Origin of the sequence: Shinella granuli (genome assembly GCF_004341885.1) — a bacterium.
GTDB classification, from domain to species: Bacteria; Pseudomonadota; Alphaproteobacteria; order Rhizobiales; family Rhizobiaceae; genus Shinella; species Shinella granuli.
In genome coordinates, this window is record NZ_SLVX01000009.1 from 148,443 (window position 1) to 173,607 (window position 25,165).

Consider the following 25,165-nt stretch of genomic DNA (forward strand, 5'->3'; position numbering starts at 1 on the left):
GGGCTGCCGTCAAAGGGTGACTGTGCCGTCGCGAGAAAGACAACCGACCGGCAAGGGTTGGTTGGCGGGCTCCCAGAGCGGCAACGCAGACGCTTCGCTGCCATCCGTCAACAGGCCGGCTCCGGCTGTTGCACCCACATTCGCCTGCATGATCTCCGCCAGGATGGAGAGAGCGATGGAGGATGCGCTCTTGCCGCTCTCGAACAGGCCGGCCGGCCCGCGGATCCGGCCCAGCTTCTCCTTTTCCACACCGAAGCGCGCGAGGATATCGAGCCGGCGCTGATGGGTCTTCCGGCTGCCCATGGCGCCGACATAGAAGGCGTCCGTCTCGAGGATGAGCGGCAGCAGGTTCGTTTCCCATTCATGGTCATGGAACATCACCGCCACCGCCGTATGGCGATCCGCATGGATCACCGGCAGGCTCGCCGCGCTCGGAATCGGCACCACCTCCACGCCCGGCGTCTTCAGCACCTCTTCCCGCGTTTCCCTGTCCGGCGAATAGAGCACAACCTCGAAACCGGTGAGCAGGCCGAGCCTAGAGAGTTGAACGGCCGAAGGCCCGATGCCGGCGATGATGAGGCGCGTGCGCGGCGCGTAGATGCGGGTCAATGTCTCGGTCTCGTCGCCCGCAAGCGAAGGCACATGCATCATGGCCGGCAGACGGCGGTGCAGGCGGGAATCGATCGCAACCAGGTCCTCATCCGCGATGCCGACATCGAAAACGAGTTCGATCGCACTGCCGCAGGGAAGCTGGATATCGAAATATTTCGAGCCGCGGCCGTAGCGCACGCGCCGGTTCTCCCCGTCCTGGATGGCGGCGATGGCCTCCGTGACCACGGCCCGCTCGATGCAGCCGCCGGAGAGATAGCCCGTCCAGCGTCCCGTCTCCGAAACCGCCATCTGCGCCCCCAGCGGACGCGGCGAGGATCCCTCGATCTGCACCAGCGTGACGATCGCGATCCGTTCGCTGCGGCGCTTTCGGTCGATGGCAAAGTCGATGACGTAATCGTCGAACTGATCCCACGATCCGGCTGGCATCTTCATCGCGTGCTCCTCTTCTCAGGCAGGTTCATGAACATCGGCCGGCATCGATACCGGCGCGGGCCGCACCTCCATCGCCAACTTGTAAAGCATGTCGGCCTTGAAGGGCGTCGCGTAGAGGCGGACCCCGATCGCATCCCGAATGGCATTGCCGAGCGCCGCGGCGACCGGATTGTACGGGCTCTCGCTCATCGATTTCGCGCCAAGCGGTCCGATCCGGTCGTAAGTGTCGGCGAAGAAGACCTCGGTGCGCGGAATATCGGCGAAGGCGGGGATGTGATAGCCCCGGAAGGTCGGGTTCGTGACCCGCCCCTCCCCGTCGATCTTGAGATCCTCGTAGAGCGCGGCGCCGATCGCCTGGGCGACCCCGCCCTCCACCTGGCCACGGCACTGCATCGGGTTCATCACCGTGCCTGCATCGGCGGCATGGACGGAGCGCAGGATGCGGATCTCGCCGTAACGGCGATGGACGGCAACCTCGAAACCCTGGACATTGAAGGCGACGGAGCGCGGCGTGCCGCCGCTGCGACCCTGCCCCGAGAGCTTTACCCCCGCCAGGGCCGCTGCCTGCGCCAGCTTCGCAAGCGGGATGCTTTGGCCCGCGGCAATCACGACGCCCTCGCCGAGCTTGCACGCCGATCGCCGGGCGCCGGCGAACGATGCCGCAAAATCGAGGAGCATGCCGGCAAGGTCCTCCGCCGCCTCCCGTGTCGCCGAGCCGGCGACGACCGTTCCGGTGCTGCCGAAGGCGCCCGTGTCATGCGAGATGTGGTCGGTGTCCGACTGCTTGATGCGCACATGGGAAAGCGTCGTGCCGAGCAGCGAGGCAACGATCTGCCCATGCACGGTCGTCGTGCCATTGCCGAACTCGGCCGTGCCGGTCTTCAGCTCGTAGGTGCCGTCCGGCAAAAGCGTGACCCGGCTTTCGGCCCGGTGGCCGCGCGGCGGGATCGTGTCGATCATGCCGGCGGCGATGCCGCGGCCGATCAGCCAGTCGTCGGAGAGATCGGGATGCGGCCCTTTGCACAGGGCGGCTTCCACCCTGTCAAGGCACTGGTCGAGCCCGTAGCTGCCATATTCCACGTCATGCGGGCCGTCGTCCGCCGCGGTCATCGGGTCGCCCGGCACGACGACGTTGATCCGTCGGAACGCGATCGGGTCCATGCCGATCTGCCGGGCTACCTCGTCCATCGCCGATTCGATCGCGAAATTGCTCTGGCTCAGCCCATAGCCGCGAAAGGCACCGCTCGGCATTTCGTTGGTGTAGATGGCGACGGAATCGACCTTCTTGTTGGGGCAGCGGTAAAGCGCAATGCATTCTCCCGAGCCGTGGTACATGACACCCGGTCCGTGATTGCCATAGGCGCCCGTATTGGAGAGCATGCGCATCGAAATGGCCGTCAGGCGGCCGTCCTTCTTCGCGCCGACCTTCACCGTGATCTTCATCGGATGCCGGCTGGTGGAGGCGGAAAACTGTTCCATACGCGTATATTCGAGCTTCACCGGGCGCCCGGTCTTGAAAACGGCGAGCGCCACGATGTCCTCGGTGATCATCTCCTGCTTGCCGCCGAAACCGCCGCCGACGCGCTCGGCGAAGACCCGGATCTTGTCCTGCGGCAGGTCGAAGAGGGCACACAGCGCGTCGCGCGTCAGGAACGGCACCTGCGTGCTGGTGCGCATGTTGAGTCGCCCGTCGCCGTCGAGCCAGCCGATGGCGCCATGGGTTTCGAGATGGGCGTGCTGCACGCGCTGGATATGGTAGGTGCCCTCGTGGATGGCGTCCGCCTCGGCAAAACCCGCCTCGACATCGCCGAGATGCCCATGCAGTTCGGCGACGATATTGCGCTGCGGATTGGCGATGCGGGACGAGAGGGGCTTGTCATGCACGACATGCGCACCGGGCTTCAGGGCGTCCTCCGGATCGAAGACAGCGGGCAGCAGTTCATATTCGACCGCAATCAGCTTGCAGCCGGCCTCGGCGATCCCCTCGCTTTCCGCAATGACGGCTGCAACCCGCTGGCCGATATGGCGGACGATCGGATCTAGCACCAGCGTGTCGTCGGGGTCGTCCGTATACATCTCGTGGCGCGCGGTGGAGAAATAGCGATCCGGCGCATCCTCGTGGGTCAGCACCGCGACGACGCCCGGCAGCGCAAGCGCGGCGCGCGCATCGATGGAAACGATGCGCGCGGACGGATGCGGCGCACGCAGGATCTTCATATGGGTGAGGCCGGCCAGGTCACCGACGGGCGCGACATCCATCGTGTAACGCACACGGCCGGTCACGACGCCAGGCCCAGCAGGGGCCGCGAGATTGCGGCCGCACGCCTCGCCTGCGCCGACGCGCTCGACATGCTTCACGCCTTCTATGGCATCCGCAATCGCCCGGTAGCCGGTGCAACGGCACAGGTTGCCCTTGAGCGCGGCCGGCAGGTCACGGCGCTGGGCCTGGTCGAGCGCCGCCGCCGTCATGATCGCGCCGGCCGTGCAGAAGCCGCACTGGAAACCCTGCGCGTCGAGAAAGGACTGCTGCACCGGATGCAGGTCGTCCGGCGATCCGAGCCCCTCGATCGTCGTCACCTCCAAGCCTTCGGCACGAAATGCCGGCACCAGGCAGCTATGCACCGGCCGGCCGTCGAGGTGGACGGTGCAGGCACCGCAGTCGCCCGCATCGCACCCCTTCTTGACCCCGAAACAGCCGAGGTCGCGCAGGAAGGTGCGCAGGCACTGGCCCGGACGGGGCGTTGCCCCATGCTCCACGCCGTTTACGAGATAGGTCATGGCCGTCCTCCGAGTTCGAGCCGGATCTCTTCCGCGAAGACATGCGTCATGTGCCGGCGCCAGTCGGGCAGGCCGTGGATGTCGTCGTAGTAGAGCGCCTCGGGAATTTCGGCTTCCAGGCGGCGCACGAGCTCCCTCTCGCCCGGAAGAGCGGCGAAAGCGAGCCGGACCGGGCGCCGCGTCGACGCCGTTACCGTGAGGACGAATTCCCCCCGGCTCGCAAGCGTTCCGATGAGAAGCACGCCGGAACGGCCGAGCGGCGTGAGGCTCGCGCGGCGAAAGGCCGTGCGGCGCGCCAGCGCTTGCCAGGGCAGGCTGATGCTGCGCAGGATCTCGCCCGGCCGCAGGTCGTTGCTGAGCGGCCCCTTCACGAAATCGACCACCGGAACCCTTCGCTCGGAACCATCCGGCGACCAGATGGTGCAGACGCCGTCGAGCGCCGCCGTCAGCGAGATCATCGGACCAGCCGGCAGCGACATGCAGAGATTGCCGCCGACCGTCGCCATGTTCCAGATCTTGAAGGAGGCGAGGAACGAGCGGCAGCACGTTCCGATCAGCCGCGCCGCCGGCCAGGCGACCGGCGGTTCGAAGGCATCGAGCGTCGCCACCTTGCATGTCGCCGCAATCGAGAGGCCCGCATCGCTGGCAACAAGGGGCTGCCAGCCGAGATCGGAAAGGTCGACCAGCCGGGAGAGCTTCGGCTGCGGCTCGGAAAACAGCCAGGTCCCGCCGCCGAGCCAGGCATCGCCCTCGCAAAACGGCCAGAGTTCGGCGCGCTCGCGCGGCCTCCTGACGGCGGTGATGGTGTTGATGTCCAAGGCGGCAGCTCCGGTGCGAATGGCGGCGTCCCGTGCCGCGCCATCACTGTCGCGCATCGCAACTGATCTTGCCATTTCCAATTCAAGAGCAGATTGTTGCCGGAAAGGCATCAATGGAATGCATCGCCCATGCGCGCTCCGAAGGAAAAAACCACCCGTCCGTCACCGCCGCGCGAGCGCGCGCTGTCGCCTGCCCTGCTCGCCCGCATGTTCCACCAGCCCGCGATGATCTACTTCCAGACCGTCGCGGAGCTGCTCTCCGTTCGCGAATGCGCCCGCCGGCTCAACGTCGCGTCGTCCGCGGTCTCGCGCCAGATCGCCCAGCTCGAGGATGCGCTCGGCATGGCGCTCTTCCAGCGCGAGGGGCGCGGATTGCGGCTGACGGCGGCCGGCGAAATTCTCTTCCGTCATGTGCGCCGCGTTGCTTCGCCGCTGGAGGCGGCCGTCTCGGAGCTCGACATGCTGCGCGGGCTGAAGACCGGATCGGTGCGCATCGCCACGGTGGAGAGCGTCGGCCTTTCCTTCCTGCCGCCCCTCCTGACCGCGTTCGCGCAACGCTATCCGACGCTCCATCTCAGCGTCGAGGTCACGTCGTCGGCCGACGTCGTCACCCGCCTCGTCGACGAGACCGTGGATGTCGGCTTCGGCTTCGTCACGGTGCCGCCGCGCGAGATCGAAATGGCCGTCCGGCGCGACGTTCGCGTCGGTGCCCTGATGCGGCCGGACCATGCCCTGGCAAGCCGCCAGAAGCTGACCCTTGCCGACTGTTTCGTGCACCCTGTCGCGATCGGGACCCGCGAACTGTCCATCCGGCGCGCCATCCAGTCGACCCTCGACGCATCTGCATCCGTGCCGCCGCCGCTTCTGGAGGTGGGCTCCATCCGTATGCTGGTCGAGCTGGCGCAGGCCGGGCATCATGTTTCGATCATGACCCCGATCGGCGCGCACACCGAAATCAGCAGCGGGGCTCTGGTGTTCCGCCCGCTCGACGATCCCGGGCTTTCCACCAACCGGTTCGGCCTGATGGTGCGCGCCCGCGCCGGTCTGCATTTTGCACCGGCCGTCTTCTACGATCATGCGAAGGAGCACTTCCGGAGCCTGGAACTGCCCGGAACGGTGCTTGCTTGAAGGAGGAGCCCCCGCGCGACGAAGGGATAGAGGGAAGCGCGGCAGCAAGGCATTCCTGCGGTCCGTCGCGTGCGCGTGCAGTTTGCTGCGATACGGCGGCGACGCAAGTGGTGCCGGTGCGTGATCGGCCTATCGGTTCCAGCGACGCCTCGTTATATTCGACCGAAGCCAACGGTAGCGGCGCGCGCGGAGCCACCATTTCGAGGACGACCGCCGCCGCTGCGGACTGACGTGGAACCGGAATGAACTGTTCATTGCAGGCTGCCGGAATGTGAGGGGTGCATGGGTATCGAGAAGCCGTTCGGGAAAAGTGCCATTACCGTCGACGAAGCACGCGGAATGATCACCTCCGCGATACGCCCGGTCGCGGTGGAGACCATCGGCCTGCAAGAGGCATTGGGTCGGGTTTCGGCCGCCGCGGTCAAGGCACTGACGACGTCGCCGCCCTTCGACGTGTCCGCAATGGATGGTTATGCCGTCCGGGCTGACGACGTCCCTGCCAGCGGCATTGCGCTTCCCCTCGCGGGCGCGTCGAAAGCGGGGCTTGCCGCCGTGCCGACGCTCAGTCACGGAACATGCATGCGTATCTTCACCGGCGCGCCTGTTCCAGCCGGCGCCGATGCGATCGTCATTCAGGAGGACGTGGAGAGCGACGGGGAGCGTATCGTCTTTCGCACCGCCGCCCAACGGGGCCTCTTCATCCGCAAGGCCGGTTTGAACTTTGCCGAAGGAGCCGAGGTCGTCGCGGCCGGGCGCGTGCTGACGGCGCGCGACATCGGATTGCTTGCCGCCTCCGGTCACGACAGCATCCTCGTCCACCGCCGGCCAAGGGTCGCGGTGCTTTCGACCGGCGATGAACTGGTGGCAAGCGGGACCGGCATCGGTCCGGGCCGGATCTTCGACGCGAACCGCCCGGCACTCCTTGCGCTCGTCCGGGCATGGGGTGGCGAGGCATCGGACCTGGGCATTGCCGGCGATGACGACGCCGCGATCACAGCCGCCCTTCAGGGCTTGGATGCGGATCTCCTGCTGATCACCGGCGGCGCCTCCGTCGGCGACCACGACAGGGTGCGGCCGACACTTCAGGCACTCGGCCTGAGCTTCGAATTCTGGAAGATCCGCATGCGCCCCGGCAAGCCGCTGATGTTCGGCACGCTCGGCGACATGCCGGTGCTGGGGCTGCCCGGCAATTCGGTATCGGCCCTGGTCTGTGCCGTGCTTTTCCTCGAACCCGCCATCGGCGCGCTGGCGGGCCACGACGCTTCCGGCCCGCGGTTCGAGAATGCTCGTCTTGTTTCCCCAATCGGCAAGACGGGAGAGCGGGACGATTATTTGCGAGCAACGGTCTCCCTTGATGATGGTGCGCTCTTAGTCGAAGCGTTCTCCGAGCAAGACAGTTCGATGCTGGCCGTGCTCGCATCCGCCAATGCGCTCCTGTTTCGGCCGGCGGGGGCTGCGCCAGCCGTGGCGGGTGAAACCGTCAAGGTCGTCAGGCTTGACACGCTCCCCGGTTTCTAGAGCAGTTCCAGCAAAAGTGCGAAGCGGTTTTGCGTCCGGAATTGCGTTAAAATAATCCAAGTGGCATGACCAAGGGGCCATCGCCTCAGCGCGGACGAGGTGCCACGAGACGCGCCGCCCGCCACCAGCCGTCGATCGCTTCGGCATCCGGCTGCAGCCGGATCGCCGACGGCGCCCACGCGTTCCAGGCCTCCATATGCCTGGGCGAAACGGTCGTCAGCAAAGGCATGCCAGCCTGCGCGGCGAACGTGAACGCATCCCAAAGGCCCTGCCGCATCGCTTCCAGCTTGCCGAACTTGCTGAGCACCAGGACATCGGCGGAAGCGATACCAGCCATCAACACGCTGCAGACTTCCTCCACGCCGCGGGCGTCGAGGTGGCACGAGGTGCCGGCAGGCGGCGCATCCAGATGGATCGAAAACCGACGGCCGGTCGCGATGTCGCGCAAATGGCCCGCGCTGCACGCGCCTTCCCCTTCGTAACCCTCTGCGAGCACCCCTGCAACGCGGGCGCCCTCATCGCGCCACCGTGTCACGGCGTCCGCAAGCAGCACCTGCGGATGATGCGCATCGTGACTGGAGATAACGGCGATATTGCTTTGTATTGTCATGATGGCGTTATAGCGCACAAGTTCGCCTTTGGCTTGGTCGGCAATCAGCAATCGCGGGACTGCCGAGCCTGTTTCTCCGAAGATCGAGGAGGCCGCCTGCCGCTACGCACCTCGCTTGCAAGTCCCTCGACTGTTCGATCAACGGCGGCGGCGAGGAGAGCGTCTCCATGCGCAGCACCACGGAAAGGCCGGTTCCGAGAATGCCTGACAGTAGGGAACAGGAAGGCAAACGGATCTAAATGCGTTATAAGCACAAAAAAATTGCATTGAACGGGGCTTCGCATGGATATCGACCGGGCTCGCACCTTTCTTGAGATCGTCCATACCGGCAGCTTCCTGAAGGCGTCGGAGCGGCTGCACATCACCCAGACGACGGTGAGCGCACGCATCCGCACGCTCGAAGAAGCGCTGGGGCGCAAGCTTTTCGTGCGCACGCGCAACGGCGCGGCGCTGACGGCGGCGGGCCGGGAATTCGAGCGCTTCGCCCAATCCTTCGTGCAGGTCTGGGAACGGGCGCGCCAGCAGCTCACCGTGCCGCCCGGCCGCACCGCCGTCGTGGCCGTCGGCGGGGAGGTGAGCCTGTGGAACCCCCTCATGCTCGAATGGCTGGTCTGGATGAAGGGGCATTGCCAGAATATCGCGGTCCATGCCCGCATCGGCATTCCCGACCAATTGCTCGAACAGTTGCGCACGGGGGTGCTCGACATCGCCGTGCTCTACGCGCCGAAGCTGATGCCGGGCTTCCGGGTCGATCTTCTGGAAGAAGAACAGCTCGTCCTGGTTCGCAGCACCACCGGCTTGAAGGAGGGCGAGGAACCGGACCATGTCCATGTCGAATGGGGGCCGCAGTTCGCCGGCCAGTCCGGTTTCGGGCAGGCCGGCTTTGCCGAGCCGGCGCTACAGGTGGATTTCGGCCTGCTCGCCCTCCACTATATCCTGCGTGTCGGCGGCACCGGCTATTTCCGCAAGGGAACGGTGGCGCCCTATCTGAGGGCCGGCACGCTCGAAAGGATCAAAGGCGCCCCCGAATTCACCTATCCGGTCTATGCCGTCTACGCGGACTCATCAAGGACCCGGCGGGATATACAGGACGCGCTCTCCGGCCTGCGGCAGGTTTCCCACCAGCCGGCCGGCGGTGTGCCGGCGATCAACACGAGCGGCACTGTCTGGCTTAGAAAGTGAGTGTTTCCAAGCGGGCGTGAAGGGACGCCAGGTCGCGCGCATCATTGGCGCAAGCCCCTTTCTCGCGCACTCTGTGACTGCAGGAATTTCAAGCGTTGAGGAAGAAAAGAAATGATTGGCAAACAGAACAAGGGACAGGCAACCGACATCGACCTGCGCAACCTGCGCGAGGCGATGAAGATCGCGGAGGAAAGCCGTGCGACGGGCAATCACCCGTTCGGCGCGCTGCTGGCGGGGCCGGATGGCGCCGTGCTCCTCACCGCGGGCAACACATTCAAGGACGACAAGGGCGTCGGCCATGCCGAGATGAATGTCGCGCGCAACGCCGCAAAGGCCTATTCTCCGGAATTTCTAGCCGAATGCACGCTCGTCACCTCGGTGGAGCCGTGCTGCATGTGCTCCGGCGGCACCTATTGGGCGGGTATCGGCCGTCTCGTCTACGGCATGACGGAAAAGCGCCTCGCGGAACTGACGGGCGACAATCCGGAAAACCTGACGATGGACATGCCCTGCGAGCGCATTTTCGATGCCGGGCAGCGCCGGGTGGAGGTCGTCGGCCCCGTCCCTGCGCTCGAAGAGGAGATTGCAAAGGCTCACGAAGGCTTCTGGTGAACAGGACGGGAGCCCGTCGTTAGCCGATTGAATCAAAAAGACCGGCTACAAAGACAGCGGATGCCTTGCACGGAAGCTCAGGCAGACGCCAGGAAGGCGAGCGCCTGTGAATGCAATCCGGCAGAGCCGGCCGCGATGATGGAGCCGCCATTTTCCGCAGGCCCGCCGCTCCAATCCGTGACGACGCCGCCCGCCTGCTCGATGATCGGAATGAGGGCGACGATGTCGTACGGCTGCAGACCCGCCTCGACCACGAGGTCGACCTGCCCGGCGGCGAGCATGCAATAGGCGTAACAATCCGTGCCGTAGCGCGACAGGCGAACCTGCCGCTCCAGCCGGTCGAAGGCGGCTCTCTGCGCGGGCTCGAAGATCGCAGGCGTGGTCGTGCAGAGCGTGGCGTCGGCGAGGTTTTCCGTTGCCCGCGTGGCAAGCCTGGTGCGGCCATGCGGCCCTTCATAGTGCGCGCCGTGGCCAGTGGCGTAAAACAATTCGCCGATGAACGGCTGCACCATCATGCCCGCGACCGCATCGCCCTCTTCCGTCAGGCCGACAAGCGTGCCCCAGAGCGGTATCCCGGCAATGAAGGAGCGCGTTCCATCGATCGGATCGACCACCCAGACATACCGGTTCTCCGCTCCCTCCGCGCCGAACTCCTCGCCGAGAATACCGTGGTCCGGAAACTCGGTCCGGATCAATGCGCGGATGGCCTTTTCCGTTTCGCGATCGGCCTCCGTCACGGGGTCGAAGCCGGCCGCAAGCTTGTTGGCGATAAGACCTGCCTGCCGGAACCGCGGCAGGGTCTCGCGCGCCGCGACCGCGGCGAGCCGGTGTATGAAATCAACGGGGATCATTGCTCCGCCTTCCTCAAACGGCCTTCAACCATTCCGCCCAGCGCGGATCGCTCATCACGAAGCGCGCCCGCATGTGCTTCCAGAAACCGTATTTGAAGAAATCGAAATCGAGGCGGGAGATCCGGTTCTGCACCATCGCCCAGGTCGACCATTTGAGATCGACCAGCGCCTTGAACAGGCAGACCCGCGCCAGGAGAGCCGGATCGAGACGGCCGTAATATTCCTCGATCATCTCCGCTTCCACCTCCGGCGAGAAGCACATTTCGCTGAACCACAGGGCAAGTTCGGCCGCCCGGTCGTTTGTCGAGGCATATTCGAAATCGACGAGCATGACCCGCTGGTCGGCATGGAGCAGGAAATTCCCGGCGAGCGTATCGTTCATGCAGGGGGCGAGGTCGAGGCCGGACGCTTCCAGGGCCTGCCGCGCCTCGCGGTAGCGCGCATTGAGCCAGCCGAAATCGCCGGGAAACTCGCCGCCCAACACCAGGGCCTGCTCGAAATGCTCGTCGATCATGTCGAAGGTCGTCTTGCGCTGGGAGAGCGGCACGCTGTCATTGAAGGCCTTCAGGGCGCGCAGGCCGTTGAAGCGCACGACCGGGTCGAGAAAGTCTGCATTGGTGGATGTGCGCAGCCCCTCGACGAACTCGCTGATCTCCACGCCGGTCTCGGGGAAGAAGTCGATGATGCGCGCGCCGACGCCGGCGGCATGCGCCTTGCGGCCGGCCTCGTTCGCCGTCCGGCGATCGATGAACATTTCCGTGCCTTCGCCCGGGATCTTGACGAAGAAGCTGTGCGGCGTGCCATCGACATGCACCCGCCAGTTCGGATTGCTGATGCCGCCAGGCACCGGCTCGTAGGAAACCGGCCGCTCCCGCCAATCCGCGACGGCGAGAATGGCGGCCTCGATCGCCCGCTCCGCCGGAGATACGCCTTCACCCAGACTGCGCCGCATCCGCCCCTCCCTCAGACCTGTTTCAGCCACGTTTCGAAGCGCGGCCCCTCGATCACGGTGCGCGCCCTGAGCAGCCGCCATTCGGCGTATTTGAAGAATTCCACGTGCTTTCGCGGCGAGCGCGCCGCACTGATGAAGCCCCATAGCGCCCACATCAGATCGTCCGCCGCGCCATAGAGGCGCGCGCGGGCAAGGATCTGCCCATCCGGTTTTCCGGTCGCGATCTCGATCGCCAGCAGCGCTTCGCCATCGAAGGGAAGCAGTTCGGCGAGCACGGTTCCAAGATCATGGGCGGGGTCCGCCTGTCGCGCCCATTCGAAATCGACCAGCCGGACGGCGTCTTGCGGCCCGACCATCACGTTCGACGACACGCCATCGGCATGGCAGGCGACGCGATCGACGCCGGCGGCCGCGATCGCCGCGCCAATCCGCTCTACGGCCGCTGCAACGGTCCGCACCGGCGCGGGCAGGATCACGCCGGGCGCTTCGGCAAGCCTTCGATAGGCGGCGACGAGATCGAACACGCTGCGGTCTTCGGCAAGCGGTTCCGCCTCCTGGAAGCGGCGCTTGGCGGCAAGCAGGTTTTCGAGCACCGCGGGACGGCGAAGCACATCCGCCCGGCCCCATGCCCATTCCTCGCCCAGCGCGTCGAAGACGAGGACACCGCGTGTGGGATCGGCATGCAGCAGCCGGGGCGCGATACCAAGCTCTCCCGCCTTGCGGCTGGCCTCCGCAACGCGGTCCAGCGCGATGAAATCGGCCATGTCGTCGTGACGGTGCTTGATGAAGACTGGCGGCCGGCCGGGCGCCGTGGCGAAAAGGCAGGTGTTCTCGACGGCCCGGTGAATGGGGGAAACAATGCCCCCGATCGACGGAGAAAGCGCCGCACCAGACAGGCCGATGGCTGCAAGCGCGGGCAGGATCGCCTCATCGTTCTGCATGAAATCCTCCCTCGGCGAGCCGCCGCAACAGTGCTGTCAGAACCTTGAGACCCGCCTTCATGTCCTCCGGATGGGTCAGTTCGTCGGGATGGTGCGCGATGCCGTCGACGCTCGGAATGAAGATCAGGGCCGAGGGAATGCCGGCATTTTGCAATGCCACGGCGTCATGCCCGGCAACCGAGCGCATGATCAGCGGATCGAAACCGCAGGCACGTGCCGTGTCGCCGGCAAGCGCCGACAGACGGTCGTCCATGCGGGCGGGCGCACGCAGCCCATCGGCGGCAATCTCCAACCGCGTGCCGGTTTCGCGCGTCGCCTTTTCGAAGGCCGCGATCACCGCCCGGCCAGCGATGTCGAGTTCGACGACGTCGCGACCGCGCAGTTCGAACCAGACCGTCGCGCGCTCGACCACGACGTTCGGCGAATTCGGCTCGATGACGAGGCGCGCAGCCGAGCGATGGAGGTGGGGATGATGCGCGGCGACAAGGGCCTCGAAGGCCGTAATACCCCGCGCCGCAGCGAGAAGCGCATCGCGCCGGTCCGCCATGGGTGTCGGTCCCGTATGGGCGGCGCGGCCGGTCCAGGCCGCGGTGATCTTGCGGGCCGCCCAGGTTCCCTCGACAACGCCGATCCGCCGCTCGGCCTCCGTCAGGACCCGGCCCTGTTCGACATGCAATTCGACATAGGCTTCCGGGCGAGGCGGAACGCTTCCCGTTTCGCCGGCCACACCGATCGCATCGAGGGCGGCGCGGAGCGCAATGCCAGCCCCGTCCTTGAGAGCAAGCGCATCGTCCAGCGGCAGGGCGCCCGAAAAGACGCCGCTGCCGGTGAGGCTCGGCTGGTAGCGCGCGCCCTCCTCGTTCGTCCAGTTGACGACGGCGAGATTGCAGCTTGGGCGAAAGCCGCCAGCGCGAATCTCCGCATCGAGATCCAGCGCCGCGCAGCCAGCCGCGAGCACGCCAAACGCGCCGTCGAAGCGGCCGCCGCGTGGCTGGCTGTCGAGATGCGAGCCGGCAAAGACCCAGGGGGCACCCTCACCCGCCCAGTCGAAACAGGCGAACTGGTTGCCGATCGCATCCTGCGCGATGCGGGCGCCACCCCTCGACATCCAGTCGGCAAAGAGGCGCCGCGCCGCGCCATCCTCGGCGCTTGCGGCCAGCCGCGTGATCCCTGCCCCGGGATGCGCGCCGATCGCGGACATCCGATCGAAAATCGTCGCCAGATCGGAGCCGGTCATAGCCGCTGCGCTATCCATGGATGATCTCCAGCCCCTCGGCCTGGACAGCCGTGACGATGGCAGGCGGAGGACGGCGGTCCGTCACCAGCGTATGAACCCGGCCGAAGGGCGCGGTGATGACATTGCCGACCTTGCCGAACTTGGAGTGATCGGCAAGCATCACGCTTCGCGACGTCTGCTTCAGCAGCACCTGGCGGATGCGCGCCTCGTCCTCCTCGAAGTCCATGAAGCCGTAATCGGCATTCACGGCGGCTGCGCCCATGAACACCATGTCGAAATGGAACTGCTGGATGTAGGCGATCGTGTCGTAGCCGACGAGATCCTGCTCCACCGGACGCAGGTGCCCGGGCGTCATCAGCACCTGAACGCCGAAATGCTCGCAGGCCGCCTGCGCGATGCGCAGCGAGTTGGTATAGAGCCTGAGTTTCTTGAAACCGACGAGCCGGCGGGCCAGCGCCAGCGTCGTCGTGCCGGTGTCGAGGAAGATGACGCAGTCGTCGACGATGAGGTCGCGCGCAAGGCCCGCGACCTCGTCCTTCTCCAGGGCATTCAGCTTGATGCGCTCGGTGATCGGCGTGTCGGCGGTGCGGCCCGCCGGAATGGCACCGCCATGCACACGCCGCACGGCGCCCTCCGCCTCCAGGTCCTTGAGGTCGCGCCGGATCGTTTCGCCGGAAACGCCGAATTCGGCCGAAAGCTCGAGCACGCTGACGCGCTGATCGCGGTCCAGGCGCTCCAGGATGACCTCCTTGCGGATCTCACTCGACATGAACGGCTTCCTCCTCATGCGGCGCCTCGTGCCGGTGCAGGCAGGCGGCGTAGTTGCCGCCGGCAAGGGCCAGCAGCGGCGGATCGGTTTTCTCGCAGTCGCCTTGCGCGCGCGGGCAGCGCGAGCGGAACGAACAGCCGAGCGGCAGATCGATCGGGCTTGGCGGCTCGCCGTCGAGCAGGTAGCGCGGGCGCGGAAAACGGTTGTCCTCCAGCGTCGGCATGGCGCTCAGCAGCGCCCGCGTATAGGGGTGGTGCGGCTGTTCGAAAAGCGTGCTGTTGTCGGCCAATTCCACGATGCGCCCAAGATACATGACGGCGATACGGTGGCACATCCGGCGCACGAGCGCGAGGTCGTGCGAAATGAACACATAGGAAAATCCGTGTGTTGCCTGGAGCCGGTTGAAGAGGTCCAGAAGCTCGGCCTGCTCCACCTGGTCGAGCGCCGACAGCGTCTCGTCGAGGATGAGCAGGCGCGGCTTCAGCACCAGCGCGCGGGCGATGTTGATGCGCTGGCGCTGGCCGGCGCTCAGACCCACGGGCAGCCGGTCGGCAAGCTCCATGTCGAGCCCCACCTCGGCCATCGCCTCCTGTGCCCGTTTCGCCGCCTCCGCCCGGCCGACGCCGTGAATGAGCAAAGGCTCCTCGATCATGCGCTGGAGCGGCATGCCTGACGGCAGCGAACCGTAGGGGTCCTGCAGAAGAAGCTGGAAGGACCGGCGCATTTCCGTCAGCGAGCGGGCGGAAAGGTGCGAAAGGTCCTTGCCGAGGAAGGCGATGCGACCGCCGTCCGGCTGCTCCAGCCAGGCGAGGAGGCGGGTCAGGGTGGACTTTCCGCAGCCGCTTTCGCCCACGATGCCGAAATTCTCGCCGGCCTTCACGGTGAAGGAGACGTCGCGCACCGCCTTCACCTCGTTATAGGCGTTGAAGGAGCCCCGCCGGCGCACGAGGTAGGAGCGCATGACGTTGTCGACGGTCAGCACCGCCTCGCCTTCCCGCGCCGCCGGGGCCGTCACATCCTTCCAGATCGAGGGGATGCGCGAGATGAGCGCGCGCGTATAGGATTGCCGGGGACGCGCGGCGATCTCCGCCGTGCGCCCCTCCTCCACGATGCGGCCGCGCTGCATGACGAGCGTGCGCTCGGCGATCTGCGCCACCACCGGCAGCGATGACGAAATGAAGAGGAAAGCGGTATCCAGGCTCTGCCGCAGCCCGTCGATGAGACGGATGATCTGCGCGGCCACCGTCACGTCGAGCGGCTGGGTGATGTTGTCGGCGATGACCAGCGACGGATCGGAAACAAGCGCATCGACGATCATCACCCGCTGCATCATGCCGCCGGAGAACTGGAACGGCGCCTCGTGGAAGCGGGCGCCCGGCGAAGGGATGCGCACGCGGGCGAGCAGGTCGAGCACCTTGTCGCGCGCCTCGGCCCGGCCGATCCCGGGCCGCACGCAGCGCAGCTTCTCGACGATCTGCTGGCCGATCGGCAGACGGGGATCGAGCGACCCCATGGGATTGGCGCCGATGAAACCGATGCGGTTGCCGCGGATGGCGGAGAGCGCGCGCGGCGGCAGCGACAGGATGTCCTTGCCCTCGAAGACGACCTTGCCGGCGGCGATCTCCAAGGGCGTGGAGACGGCGCGCACCAGCGCACGGGCAAGCACCGACTTGCCGGAACCGGCCTCGCCGACGAGGCCGAGCACTTCGCCGGGCGCCAGGGCGAAGCTGACATCGTCGACGACGCGCCGGCTGCGCCCTTCACGCTCGAGATCGACGCTGAGATTGGAGACGGCGAGAATGGGACCGGTCATCACGCTTCTCCCCGCAGCACGGCATTGCGCGCGCGCTCCAGCGCCGATCCCATCAGGTTGAGGCAGGTGAGCGAAACCAGCATGAAGACGCCGGGCATGGTGGCGATCCACCAGGCGTTCAGAAGGTATTTTCGCGCATCGGCGATGACATTGCCGAAGGTGGGCGTCGGCGGCTGCACGCCGAGGCCGAGAAAACCGAGAATGGATTCGAAGATCATCATGCGGGCGATATCGAGCACCGCGACGAAGGCGATGGGCGGCAGAACGACCGGCGCGACGAAGAGCAGCATGATGCGCAGGTCCGAGGCCCCGAGCACCCGCTCGCCCAGCACATAGCCACGGCTGCGCTCGCCGAGCGCCACGGAACGGGCGACGCGGGCATAGAGCGGCCAGCCGGAAAGCCCCAGAACGAGGATGATCGCCGGCACCGTCGGGCGGGAGACACCGAGAATGGTGATGGCGAGGATGATCATCGGGATCGAAAGCTGCGCATCGGTGAGCCGCATGATGACGGCATCGACCCAGCCACCGCGAAAGCCGGCATAGAGCCCGAGGCTGCAGCCGACGACGAACATCAGGACGACGGTGGTGATGCCGATCAGCAGCGAATAGCGCAGGCCCACCAGACAGCGCATCAGCACGTCGCGGCCGAGCTGGTCCGTGCCGAGCAGGTAGGGCCACTTCCAGCCCTCGGCGGGGAACGGCGGCAGCAGCTTGGAACCGTAGGCGATCTTGATCGGATCGACCGGGCTCACCAGCGGCAACAGGATCGCAAGGCCGACGAGCATGGCAAAACCGACGAGGCCGATGCGGAAATCCGTACGCGCCGCAGCGATCTGGAGCATGCGCCGGGTGGGCGTGACGCCCCGTTTGGCCGCGGGGCGCGGGGCGACATTCTCATGGGCGATATCGGCCACGTCAGTACTCCAGTCTCGGATCGATGGTCATCGCGATGAGATCGACGAGAACGTTGATCATCACGAACATCACGGAAATGAAGATCGCGATGCCCTGGATGAGCGGGAAATCGCGTTGCAGCACGGCATTGATCGTCAGGAGGCCAAGGCCGGGATAGTCGAAGATGAACTCGATGACGAGGACCCCACCGAGCAGCATGCCTAGCTGCACGCCGAGCAGATTGATGAGCGGGATCGCCGAATTGCCCAGCGCATGGGAGAAGATCGTGCGGCTGCGCGAGAGGCCGCGGATCGGCGCGAGCTGGATGAAATCCTCGCGCATCACCTGCGCCACCGAGACGGTGAGCGTGCGCAGGATGAACGGCACGATCTCCACCGCAAGCACGATCGCCGGCAGGATGGTGTAGCTGAAACCGCGATAGCCGATGGCCGGAAGCAGTTTCAGTTTCACCGACAGGAACAGCGTCAGCACGATGCCGAGCCAGAAATTCGGCGTCGACACGCAGATGGAGCCGATCGCAAGTGCCAGCTTGTCCGGCCAGCGCCCCGGATAGAGCCCGCCCAAAGTGCCGAGCGGCACGGCCACGAGCAAGGCGAGCGCCAGCGCCACGGCCGCAAGCTGGAGCGTCATCGGCAGCGTCGCGAGGATGAGGTCCAGCACCTTGGCGCGCTCCTCGCGCGTCGCATCGTCGAAGGACGAGCCGCCGAGGCTGGCGCCGCTTTTCGGGCGCACGAAGGACGTGCCGAGATCGCCGGTCACGAGATCGCCGAGATAGGAGACGAACTGCACGGGAATGGGCCGGTCGAGGCCGAGTTCCTTCGCTTTCATCACCACCACCTCGTCGGGCGCCATGCCGCCGACGATGAGGCGTGCCGGATCGCCCGGCACCACACGCAGCAGCGTGAAGATGATGAAGGTCACGAGCAGGATGATGAGCGCTCCCTGCAGGAGCCGTCTCAACAGGAACGACAGGACGAACATGCGGTTTCCCTTGCGCTGATCGGTATGGAAGCGACCGCCCTTGATGGCGGCCGCCGCGTGCCATCAGGCCAGGGTCGCCTTGTTCGCGTCCATCATGCCGTTCGGGTAGAAGTACATGCCGTCCAGCCCGTCGCGCATGGCGTGGATGAAGACCGAGGTGAACAGCGACAGCGCCGGCACCTTGTCCGCCAGCATCGGCATCACCTCGTTCTGGATCACCGCCTTGCGCTCCGCCGGATCGAGCGTGTTGCGCTCCTTGTCGAGAACCGTATCCAGATCCTTGTCCTCGATGCCGCAGATGCGCTTCGAGCTCGAATGGAAATGCGTGCGCAGCACGAGGTCGGGTTCCGGCGAGCCCGTCGACCAGCCGCAGTCGATCATGTGGCCCGGCCCGCCGCCCGGCCGGTCATAGAGCCGCTCGTTCCAGGCCGCGACCTCCATGACATTGAGCTTCACGGGGAAACCCTGTTCCTGGAGCATCGCCGTGATGACCTCGCCATATTCCTTGGTCTTCGGATAGAAGCCGACCGAGGTGATGTATTCGAGTTCCGGCAGGCCCTCACCCTTCGGGAAGCCGGCTTCGGCCAGAAGCCGCTGGCTTTCCTCCGGATCGTATTCCGGATAGTTCGGCGTATCGACATAGCCGAACTTCACCGGCGAGATCCACGCCTTGGACGCGTGGCCGGAGACGCCGAGGATGTCGAGCAGCACGGCGCGGTCGATCGCATGGGCGGCCGCCTTGCGCACGCGCGGATCGTTGAAGGGCGGCTTGGAGCAGCGGAACCAGAGATATTTGTTCTCGACCGACACCGCCTTGCTCAACTTATAGCCGCCGGTCTCCTCGATGGTCTGGACCTGCTCGGCCTCAAGACGCTCGATGAGGTCCGCCTCTCCGTTGAGCAGCGCCAGCGTGCGGGTGGTCGCATCGCCGACGAAGCTGAAATTGATGCCGGGAATGGCCGGTTTGCCGAGATAGAAGCCGTCAAAAGCCTCCAGCACCGTCGTGTTGCCGTCCTGGCGGGCGAACTTGAAGGCGCCGGTGCCATTCGGACGCGAGGACAGCGTCTTCGGGTCGGCGACGTCCTTTGCGGACATGATCGGCAGGAAGGCCGACAGGAACCAGAAGAGGCTCGCCGGGTAGCCGGCCTTGTCGGTCCTGATGCGGGCGACATGATCGCTCACCACCTCGACCTCGCAGGGGCCGGGATACCACGCCGCCGGCCGGTCGGGCTGGCTGGCATATTCGAAGGTCGCCTTCACGTCTTCGGCGGTGAAGGGCTTGCCGTCATGGAAGGTCACGCCCTCGCGCAGCGTGAACTCCAGTGTATGCTCGTCGACGAGCTTCATGTCGGTCGCCAGTTCCATCACCAGTTCGTCCGGGTTGTCCGGCCGCATCGGCGCGCGGGTGAGATAACCGAAGACGAAGCTCTCCAGATTGATCTGGGCGAGCGTGGTGTGCGAGGACGGGTCCCAGTTGCCGGTCAGGTTCTCCGCCGACATGAAATTGAGGACCTTGCCCTCGGCGGCATGCGCCGGATTGACAAAAAAGGCGGTATTGAGGACCGGCAGGCCGACGGCGACGCCAGCGAGCGCAGAACTCTTTAGGAATGCTCTCCTGTTGAATTGCATGACGATATCTCCGCAGTTGGATTGCTGGGTGTTCCCCACCCCGCTTTGCCGCCAGCAACGACAAGCGGAGGTATTTTATTCTGGAAAAGATGGTCTTCGGCCTGCTGGCAGAAGGCCATCACAAGCGCATCGGCATGCCGCCGGCCAACGACCTGAAGGCCGACCGGCAGGCCATTCGCCGTCAGCCCGCAGGGCAGCGAGGCTGCCGGGTTGCCCGACAGGTTGAAGGGATAGGTAAAGGGCGTCCAACCCGTCCAGGCCAGCACCTCGGACGGCGACGTGAAGCCTTCGGGCGCCTCGCGGTCGGCGGCGAAGGGCTCGACCGGCACGGTTGGCATGAGCAGAAGGTCGATATCCTCGAAAAGCGCATGGACGCTGCCGGCGAATTCGGCGCGCGCCTTTGCAGCCGCAAGATAGTCGGCGAGATCGTAGCGCGCCGAAGCCTCGACGAGACCGCGGAAACCGCTCCCGAAAGCCGAGAGGTCCGCCTGCGCGCCATAGGCGACGCCGCGACCGGCGACCCAGAGCGTTTCGAAAATCCCGATCGGGTCCTGCCAGTCGAGGACGACCGGGCGGATGTCGATGCCGAGCGTCGTGGAGAGGGTCGCAACGGCTTCCCGAACCACCCGCTCGATTTCGGGCGCGACGGAAAAGCCGAACAGGCCGGGTACGAAACCGACGCGCAACGACCCGAGGGATCGCGGTGCCGTATAGTCGGCGCCGTCATCGGGCAGCGCCTGATGGTCGCGCGGATCCGGCCCCTTGAGGATGTTGAACAGGAGGGCGCTATCCTTCGCCGAAAGGCTCATCGGACCGGCATGGGAGAGCATTTCCGTTGCGCTCCACGGCCAGGCCGGTACGCGCCCCAGCGAACCCTTCATGGCGAAAATTCCACAAAAGGCTGCCGGGATGCGCACGGAACCGCCGCCGTCGGACCCCAGCGTGAAGGGAACCATCCGCGCGGCGAGCGCCGCACCGGAACCGGAACTCGAGCCGCCACTCGTCAGTTCCAGGTTCCAGGGATTGCGGGTCGGCCCGTAGAAATCCGAGCAGCCGGATCCGGACCAGCCCATTTCCGTCGTCGTCGTCTTGCCGATCATGATCGATCCGGCATCGATCATCCGCTGGACAATCGGTGCCGTCGCCTTGGGAGCGAAATTGCTGTAGGCGGCCGAGCCTCGCTGACAGAGCCGGTCCGCCACGAAGAAGAGGTCCTTCACCCCCATGGGGATGCCGTGCAGCGGGCCGCGCAGGCGGCCTTCCGCCCGCTCCCGGTCGCAGGCGCGCGCCTCCTCCAGAGCCTCCTTTTCGTAGACCTGGCTGAAGGCGTTGACGACCGGGTTCAATCGCCGGATGCGCTCCAGGCTTTCCTGCACGAGCGCCTCGGAGGTGAGGCTGCCGGAAGCAATTGCCGATCTGAGTGCAAGAACCGAAAAATCCACGACCTTCATCTCCAGTTATGTGGATTTATGTTGGTTTTGTGGAAATTGTCAATATGCAGAAAATCAACAAAACACAGCCAAATCGGCATGTCCCGCACACCGGGGACCCACTGTGTTGATTCCAATAAGAAAATTTTCCACGCTTGGAGCGTGATGCGCGTCGACCACGGCTCTTCCCCGAACTGCCATGAAACGAAAGCCGACTTTTCTTGCCGGAAGGCTACCCTTCCCCGGCGCTCAAACGCTCGGGCATCATGCTCGCATCCGTCCCGTTCGAAGCGCTCGTTACAATGCCGAGGATTCTCCACCGACATCGACACGCGATCCGATGTTATTGTGGACTCGTCTCAAGCTTCGGAACGGCAGCGAGCAGCATCTGCGTATAGGGATGCCGGGGCGCGGTAAAAACCTGTCCCGCCGGGCCCTGTTCGACGATCTCGCCATGGCGCATCACGACGACGCGGTCGCACAGGTGATGCACGACCGAGAGATCGTGGCTGATGAACAGCAGCGTGATGTTGAGGCTGCGGCGCAGTTCCATCAGCAGGTTGATGACCTGCGCCTGGATCGAGACATCGAGCGAGGCGACCGGTTCGTCGCAGATGATGACTTCCGGCTGCATGGCCAGCGCCCGGGCGATGGCGATGCGCTGGCGCTGTCCGCCCGAGAACTGGTGCGGATAGCGATCGGCCAGCGCCGGGTCGAAGGCGACGGCGCGCAGCCAGCGGTTGACATAGTCGCGCGCATCGGCGCGCGTGCAGAAACCGTGCGCGATCGGCCCTTCGGCCACCGACTGGAAGATGGTGCGGCGCGGATCGAGCGAGGCGAAGGGATCCTGGAAGATCATCTGCACATGGGTGCCGAGCTTGCCCGTCGCCGAGCGCACCGGCTTGCCGCCGACGCTGACCGTGCCGGAGGTCGGCGGATAGATGCCGCACAGGATGCGCCCGAGCGTCGATTTGCCGGAGCCGGATTCGCCGACGAGGCCGAGGATCTCGCCGCGGGCAATGGCAAGGTTTGCCGAGATCACCGCATGGACGGGGCCGGGCTGGCGCAGCAGGCCCCAGCGTATGCCGAGACCCCGCAGGAAGCCGATGCGCGGGGCGAAGATCTTCTCGATCGCCTCCGCCTTCACGAAGGCTTCGTCGGGTGCGGCACCGATCGCCGCGCCGCCGAGACCGTCGAGGTCCACCGGGCCGGCCGCCTCGGTCGCGGCGGACGCCAGCGGCTTTCCGGGCGTCGAGCGCGACGGCAGGGCGTCCAGCAACCCTTGCGTATAGGGATGCTGCGGGTTGTGCAGCACCTGCCGTGCGGGACCGGCCTCGACGATCTTGCCGCGTCGCATCACCGCGATGGTGTCGGCGATCGAGGAAACGGTGGCAAGGTCATGGCTCACCCAGATCAGGGAGGTCCCCATCTCGGCAACCAGCGCCTTCACCATGCGCAGGATCTCGGCCTGAACTGAGACGTCGAGCGCGGTCGTCGGCTCGTCGGCGATGACGAGTTGCGGGCGATGCAGGAGCGCGATGGCGATCGCCACGCGCTGGCGCATGCCGCCGGAAAATTCGTGCGGATACTGGTCCACCTTGCTTTCCGGATCGACGATCCTCACCCGCTCCAGCGCCTCGACCGCGCGGCGGCGGATTTCGGCCTCCGAGACCGGTTCATGCGCCCGGATCGCCATGCCGATCTGGTCGATGATCCGGACCACCGGGTTCAGCGTCATCATCGGATCCTGGAACACCATGGAGATGTCCTTGCCGCGGATCTTGCGCAATTCCTTGCCGTCCAGGCCGACCAGTTCGCGCCCGTTGAACCGGATGGAACTGCCCTCCTGGATGCGGCCGGTCTCGTCCAGCAGGCCGATCAGCGAAAAGCCGGTGATGGACTTGCCCGAGCCGCTCTCCCCGACGAGGCCCATGACCTCGCCGCGCTTCAGCGTGAAGGAGATGTCGTCCACCGATTTGACGGTGCCCCTGTCGGTCGCAAAATAGGTCCGCAGATTGCGGACATCCAGAAGATCGCTCATTTGCGCAGCCTCGGATTGAGCTGATCCCTGATCTGGTCCCCGACCAGATTGATCGCCATGATGAGGATGATGAGGGCGACGCCCGGATAGATCGCGATCCAGTAGCGCCCCGACATCAGGTACTGGAATCCGTTGGCGATCAGCATGCCGAGCGACGGCTCCGTCGGCGGCAGGCCGACACCGAGGAAGGAAAGGGTCGCTTCCAGCGAAATCGCCGAGGCGATCTGCACCGTGGCGACCACGATGAGCGGCGGCAGCGAATTCGGCAGGATATGCCGGGTGATGACGAACCAGCCGCTCATGGGCACGGAAAGGGCGGCCTGCACATAATCCTTTTGCCGTTCGGCCGCGGCGGCGCCATGGGCAGTGCGCACGAAATAGGCATATTGCGCGAAGACCAGCGCGAGGATGAGCTGCGACTTGCCCTGGCCGAGGATCGCCGCCACGACGAAGGCCAGCAGGATCGCCGGGAAGGAGAGCTGGATGTCGACAATGCGCATGATGACGGATTCGATGCGCCCGCCGACATAGGCGGCAAAGCACCCCACCACCGCGCCGATCGAAAAGGCGATGGCGCCGGCGACAAGCCCCATCTGCAGCGAGATGCGCAGCCCGTAGACGATGGCCGAAAGCAGGTCGCGTCCCTGGCTGTCCGTGCCGAGCAGATGCACGATGCCGGTCGAGCCGACATGGCCCGGCGGGCGGCGGGCATCGCGCAGCACCAGCGACTTCAGGTCATAAGGGTCCTGCGGCACGAGAAACGGCGCGAAGACGGCCAGAAGGATGATGGCGATCACGACGCCGAGGGCCACGACCGCGATCTTGTTGCGGCGGAAGATATGCCAGAATTCGGAAAGCGGCGAGACGGACGTCACCGCGCGGGCTTCCATCGACATGTCAGCGCCTCCCCTGCCGCAGGCGCGGATCGAGCGCCGCATAGGCGAGATCCACGCAAAGATTGATGACCACGAAGAGCGCCGAGACGAGCATCAGATAGGCGACCATGACGGGCCGGTCGAGCGAAGTGATGGAATCGACGATCAGCTTGCCGAGCCCCGGCCAGGAGAAGATCGTTTCGGTGACCAGCGCGAAGGCCAGCGTCGAGCCGAGCTCCAGGCCGAACACCGTCACCAGCGGAATCGAGATCAGCTTGAGCACATGACGGCGCAGGATGGTGCCTTCCGAAATGCCAGCCGCGCGCGCGAACTTGATCGTGTCGGTGAGCATCACCTCACGGGTGCCGGACGCGGCGAGCCGGCACATCATCGACAGCTTGAACAGCGAGAGATTGAGGGCCGGCAGGATGAGATGCGACCAGCCGTCCAGCGTCAGGAAGGAGAACGGGATGCCGAAAAGCTCCGCCGTCTGCCCCCGCCCGCCGGCCGGCAGGACGCCGAACTGCACGGCGAAGACCATGATCAGCATCAGGCCGATCCAGAAGGTCGGCACCGAGAAGCCGAGGATCGACACGGCCATGATGGCCTTCGCGATATAGCTGTCGGGCTTGTAGCCGGCATAGACGCCGAGCGGAATGCCGATGAGGGAGGCGAACAGCACCGCGATCAGCGTCAGTTCCAGCGTCGCCGGCAGACGCTGGGCGATCAGCGTGACGACCGGCATGTTGAAGACGAAGGAGCGCCCGAGGTCACCGGTCAGCAGGCGCTGGAGGAACTGGAAATACTGTTCCCACAAGGGCAGGTCGAGCCCGTATTGCTGGATGACCTGCTGGCGCATCTCCTGCGTCACATCGGGCGAGATCAGCACGTCGACCGGATTGCCGATGACGTAGACGCCCATGAAGACGAGCATGGACATGACCAGGAGCACGAAGCCCGCCTGCCCCAATCTGCGAAGAATGAAAGATGCCATGTCTCCCCCCGGTGAACCCGCGACGGGGCAAAATGCCCCCGGAT

General features: G+C 65.6%; 21 protein-coding genes. 4 read left to right on the forward strand and 17 right to left on the reverse strand.

Annotated features, from left to right (window positions below; translation table 11 throughout):
- Positions 1 to 9: 9 nt before the first annotated feature.
- The 3 genes from EV665_RS16385 to EV665_RS16395 are packed head-to-tail and all read right to left on the reverse strand — an operon-like array spanning position 10 to position 4,640.
- A complete protein-coding gene (locus EV665_RS16385; protein WP_133034907.1) occupies positions 10 to 1,044 on the reverse strand; it encodes an XdhC family protein in 1,035 nt (344 codons plus the stop codon).
- Between the two features lie 15 nt (positions 1,045 to 1,059).
- Positions 1,060 to 3,822, reverse strand: a complete 2,763-nt coding sequence (locus EV665_RS16390; protein WP_133034908.1) for a molybdopterin-dependent oxidoreductase — start codon at positions 3,820 to 3,822, stop codon at positions 1,060 to 1,062.
- Positions 3,819 to 4,640, reverse strand: coding sequence for an FAD binding domain-containing protein (locus EV665_RS16395; protein WP_133034959.1), 822 nt, complete (start codon positions 4,638 to 4,640; stop codon positions 3,819 to 3,821). The genes EV665_RS16390 and EV665_RS16395 overlap by 4 nt, the downstream gene beginning before the upstream one ends.
- A 129-nt stretch (positions 4,641 to 4,769) precedes the next feature.
- On the opposite strand from EV665_RS16395, the gene EV665_RS16400 reads away from it, so the two are divergent.
- On the forward strand, positions 4,770 to 5,768 hold the full coding sequence (locus EV665_RS16400) for a LysR family transcriptional regulator (protein WP_133034909.1): 999 nt from the start codon (positions 4,770 to 4,772) through the stop codon (positions 5,766 to 5,768).
- Positions 5,769 to 6,050: 282 nt separating this feature from the next.
- Positions 6,051 to 7,286, forward strand: coding sequence for a molybdopterin molybdotransferase MoeA (locus EV665_RS16405; RefSeq protein ID WP_133034910.1), 1,236 nt, complete (start codon positions 6,051 to 6,053; stop codon positions 7,284 to 7,286).
- A gap of 85 nt (positions 7,287 to 7,371) precedes the next feature.
- On the opposite strand, the gene EV665_RS16410 is transcribed toward EV665_RS16405, so the two are convergent.
- Positions 7,372 to 7,947, reverse strand: a complete 576-nt coding sequence (locus tag EV665_RS16410) for a DUF2478 domain-containing protein (protein ID WP_245507734.1) — start codon at positions 7,945 to 7,947, stop codon at positions 7,372 to 7,374.
- A 231-nt stretch (positions 7,948 to 8,178) separates the two neighbouring features.
- Between EV665_RS16410 and EV665_RS16415 the strand changes: the two genes are divergently transcribed.
- Together EV665_RS16415 and EV665_RS16420 are read left to right on the forward strand one after the other, a co-directional pair.
- Positions 8,179 to 9,078, forward strand: coding sequence for a LysR family transcriptional regulator (locus EV665_RS16415; protein ID WP_133034911.1), 900 nt, complete (start codon positions 8,179 to 8,181; stop codon positions 9,076 to 9,078).
- Positions 9,079 to 9,189: 111 nt separating this feature from the next.
- Positions 9,190 to 9,690, forward strand: a complete 501-nt coding sequence (locus EV665_RS16420; protein WP_064333743.1) for a nucleoside deaminase — start codon at positions 9,190 to 9,192, stop codon at positions 9,688 to 9,690.
- Positions 9,691 to 9,767: 77 nt separating this feature from the next.
- On the opposite strand, the gene hisN is transcribed toward EV665_RS16420, so the two are convergent.
- The 13 genes from hisN to EV665_RS16485 form a co-directional block, all read right to left on the reverse strand.
- Positions 9,768 to 10,541, reverse strand: coding sequence for a histidinol-phosphatase (hisN, locus tag EV665_RS16425; RefSeq protein WP_133034912.1), 774 nt, complete (start codon positions 10,539 to 10,541; stop codon positions 9,768 to 9,770).
- Positions 10,542 to 10,554: 13 nt separating this feature from the next.
- Positions 10,555 to 11,493, reverse strand: a complete 939-nt coding sequence (locus tag EV665_RS16430; protein ID WP_133034913.1) for a choline/ethanolamine kinase family protein — start codon at positions 11,491 to 11,493, stop codon at positions 10,555 to 10,557.
- A gap of 11 nt (positions 11,494 to 11,504) precedes the next feature.
- The gene (locus tag EV665_RS16435) at positions 11,505 to 12,434 is read right to left on the reverse strand and encodes a phosphotransferase (RefSeq protein ID WP_133034914.1); all 930 of its coding nucleotides are present in this window, start codon (positions 12,432 to 12,434) and stop codon (positions 11,505 to 11,507) included.
- Entirely contained in the window at positions 12,421 to 13,689 is a 1,269-nt protein-coding gene (locus tag EV665_RS16440; RefSeq protein WP_133034915.1) for a Zn-dependent hydrolase, read from the reverse strand. The genes EV665_RS16435 and EV665_RS16440 overlap by 14 nt, the downstream gene beginning before the upstream one ends.
- Positions 13,682 to 14,440, reverse strand: a complete 759-nt coding sequence (locus EV665_RS16445; RefSeq protein WP_133034916.1) for a DeoR/GlpR family DNA-binding transcription regulator — start codon at positions 14,438 to 14,440, stop codon at positions 13,682 to 13,684. Before EV665_RS16445 ends, EV665_RS16440 begins: the two co-directional genes overlap by 8 nt.
- Entirely contained in the window at positions 14,430 to 16,253 is a 1,824-nt protein-coding gene (locus tag EV665_RS16450) for a dipeptide ABC transporter ATP-binding protein (protein ID WP_133034917.1), read from the reverse strand. Before EV665_RS16450 ends, EV665_RS16445 begins: the two co-directional genes overlap by 11 nt.
- Positions 16,253 to 17,161 carry an ABC transporter permease gene (locus EV665_RS16455; protein WP_245507741.1) on the reverse strand — a complete coding sequence of 303 codons (909 nt, stop codon included), beginning with the start codon at positions 17,159 to 17,161 and terminating at the stop codon, positions 16,253 to 16,255. The genes EV665_RS16450 and EV665_RS16455 overlap by 1 nt, the downstream gene beginning before the upstream one ends.
- Positions 17,162 to 17,171: 10 nt before the next feature.
- On the reverse strand, positions 17,172 to 18,152 hold the full coding sequence (locus tag EV665_RS16460) for an ABC transporter permease (RefSeq protein ID WP_064333736.1): 981 nt from the start codon (positions 18,150 to 18,152) through the stop codon (positions 17,172 to 17,174).
- 63 nt (positions 18,153 to 18,215) lie between these two features.
- Positions 18,216 to 19,781: an ABC transporter substrate-binding protein gene (locus EV665_RS16465; protein ID WP_133034918.1), complete on the reverse strand. Its 1,566-nt coding sequence runs from the start codon at positions 19,779 to 19,781 to the stop codon at positions 18,216 to 18,218.
- Positions 19,754 to 21,223: an amidase gene (locus tag EV665_RS16470; RefSeq protein WP_210234646.1), complete on the reverse strand. Its 1,470-nt coding sequence runs from the start codon at positions 21,221 to 21,223 to the stop codon at positions 19,754 to 19,756. The genes EV665_RS16465 and EV665_RS16470 overlap by 28 nt, the downstream gene beginning before the upstream one ends.
- 331 nt (positions 21,224 to 21,554) lie before the next feature.
- Positions 21,555 to 23,252: a dipeptide ABC transporter ATP-binding protein gene (locus EV665_RS16475; RefSeq protein WP_133034920.1), complete on the reverse strand. Its 1,698-nt coding sequence runs from the start codon at positions 23,250 to 23,252 to the stop codon at positions 21,555 to 21,557.
- Entirely contained in the window at positions 23,249 to 24,148 is a 900-nt protein-coding gene (locus EV665_RS16480) for an ABC transporter permease (RefSeq protein ID WP_133034921.1), read from the reverse strand. The genes EV665_RS16475 and EV665_RS16480 overlap by 4 nt, the downstream gene beginning before the upstream one ends.
- 1 nt (position 24,149) lies before the next feature.
- The gene (locus EV665_RS16485; RefSeq protein ID WP_064333731.1) at positions 24,150 to 25,121 is read right to left on the reverse strand and encodes an ABC transporter permease; all 972 of its coding nucleotides are present in this window, start codon (positions 25,119 to 25,121) and stop codon (positions 24,150 to 24,152) included.
- Positions 25,122 to 25,165 lie beyond the last annotated feature (44 nt).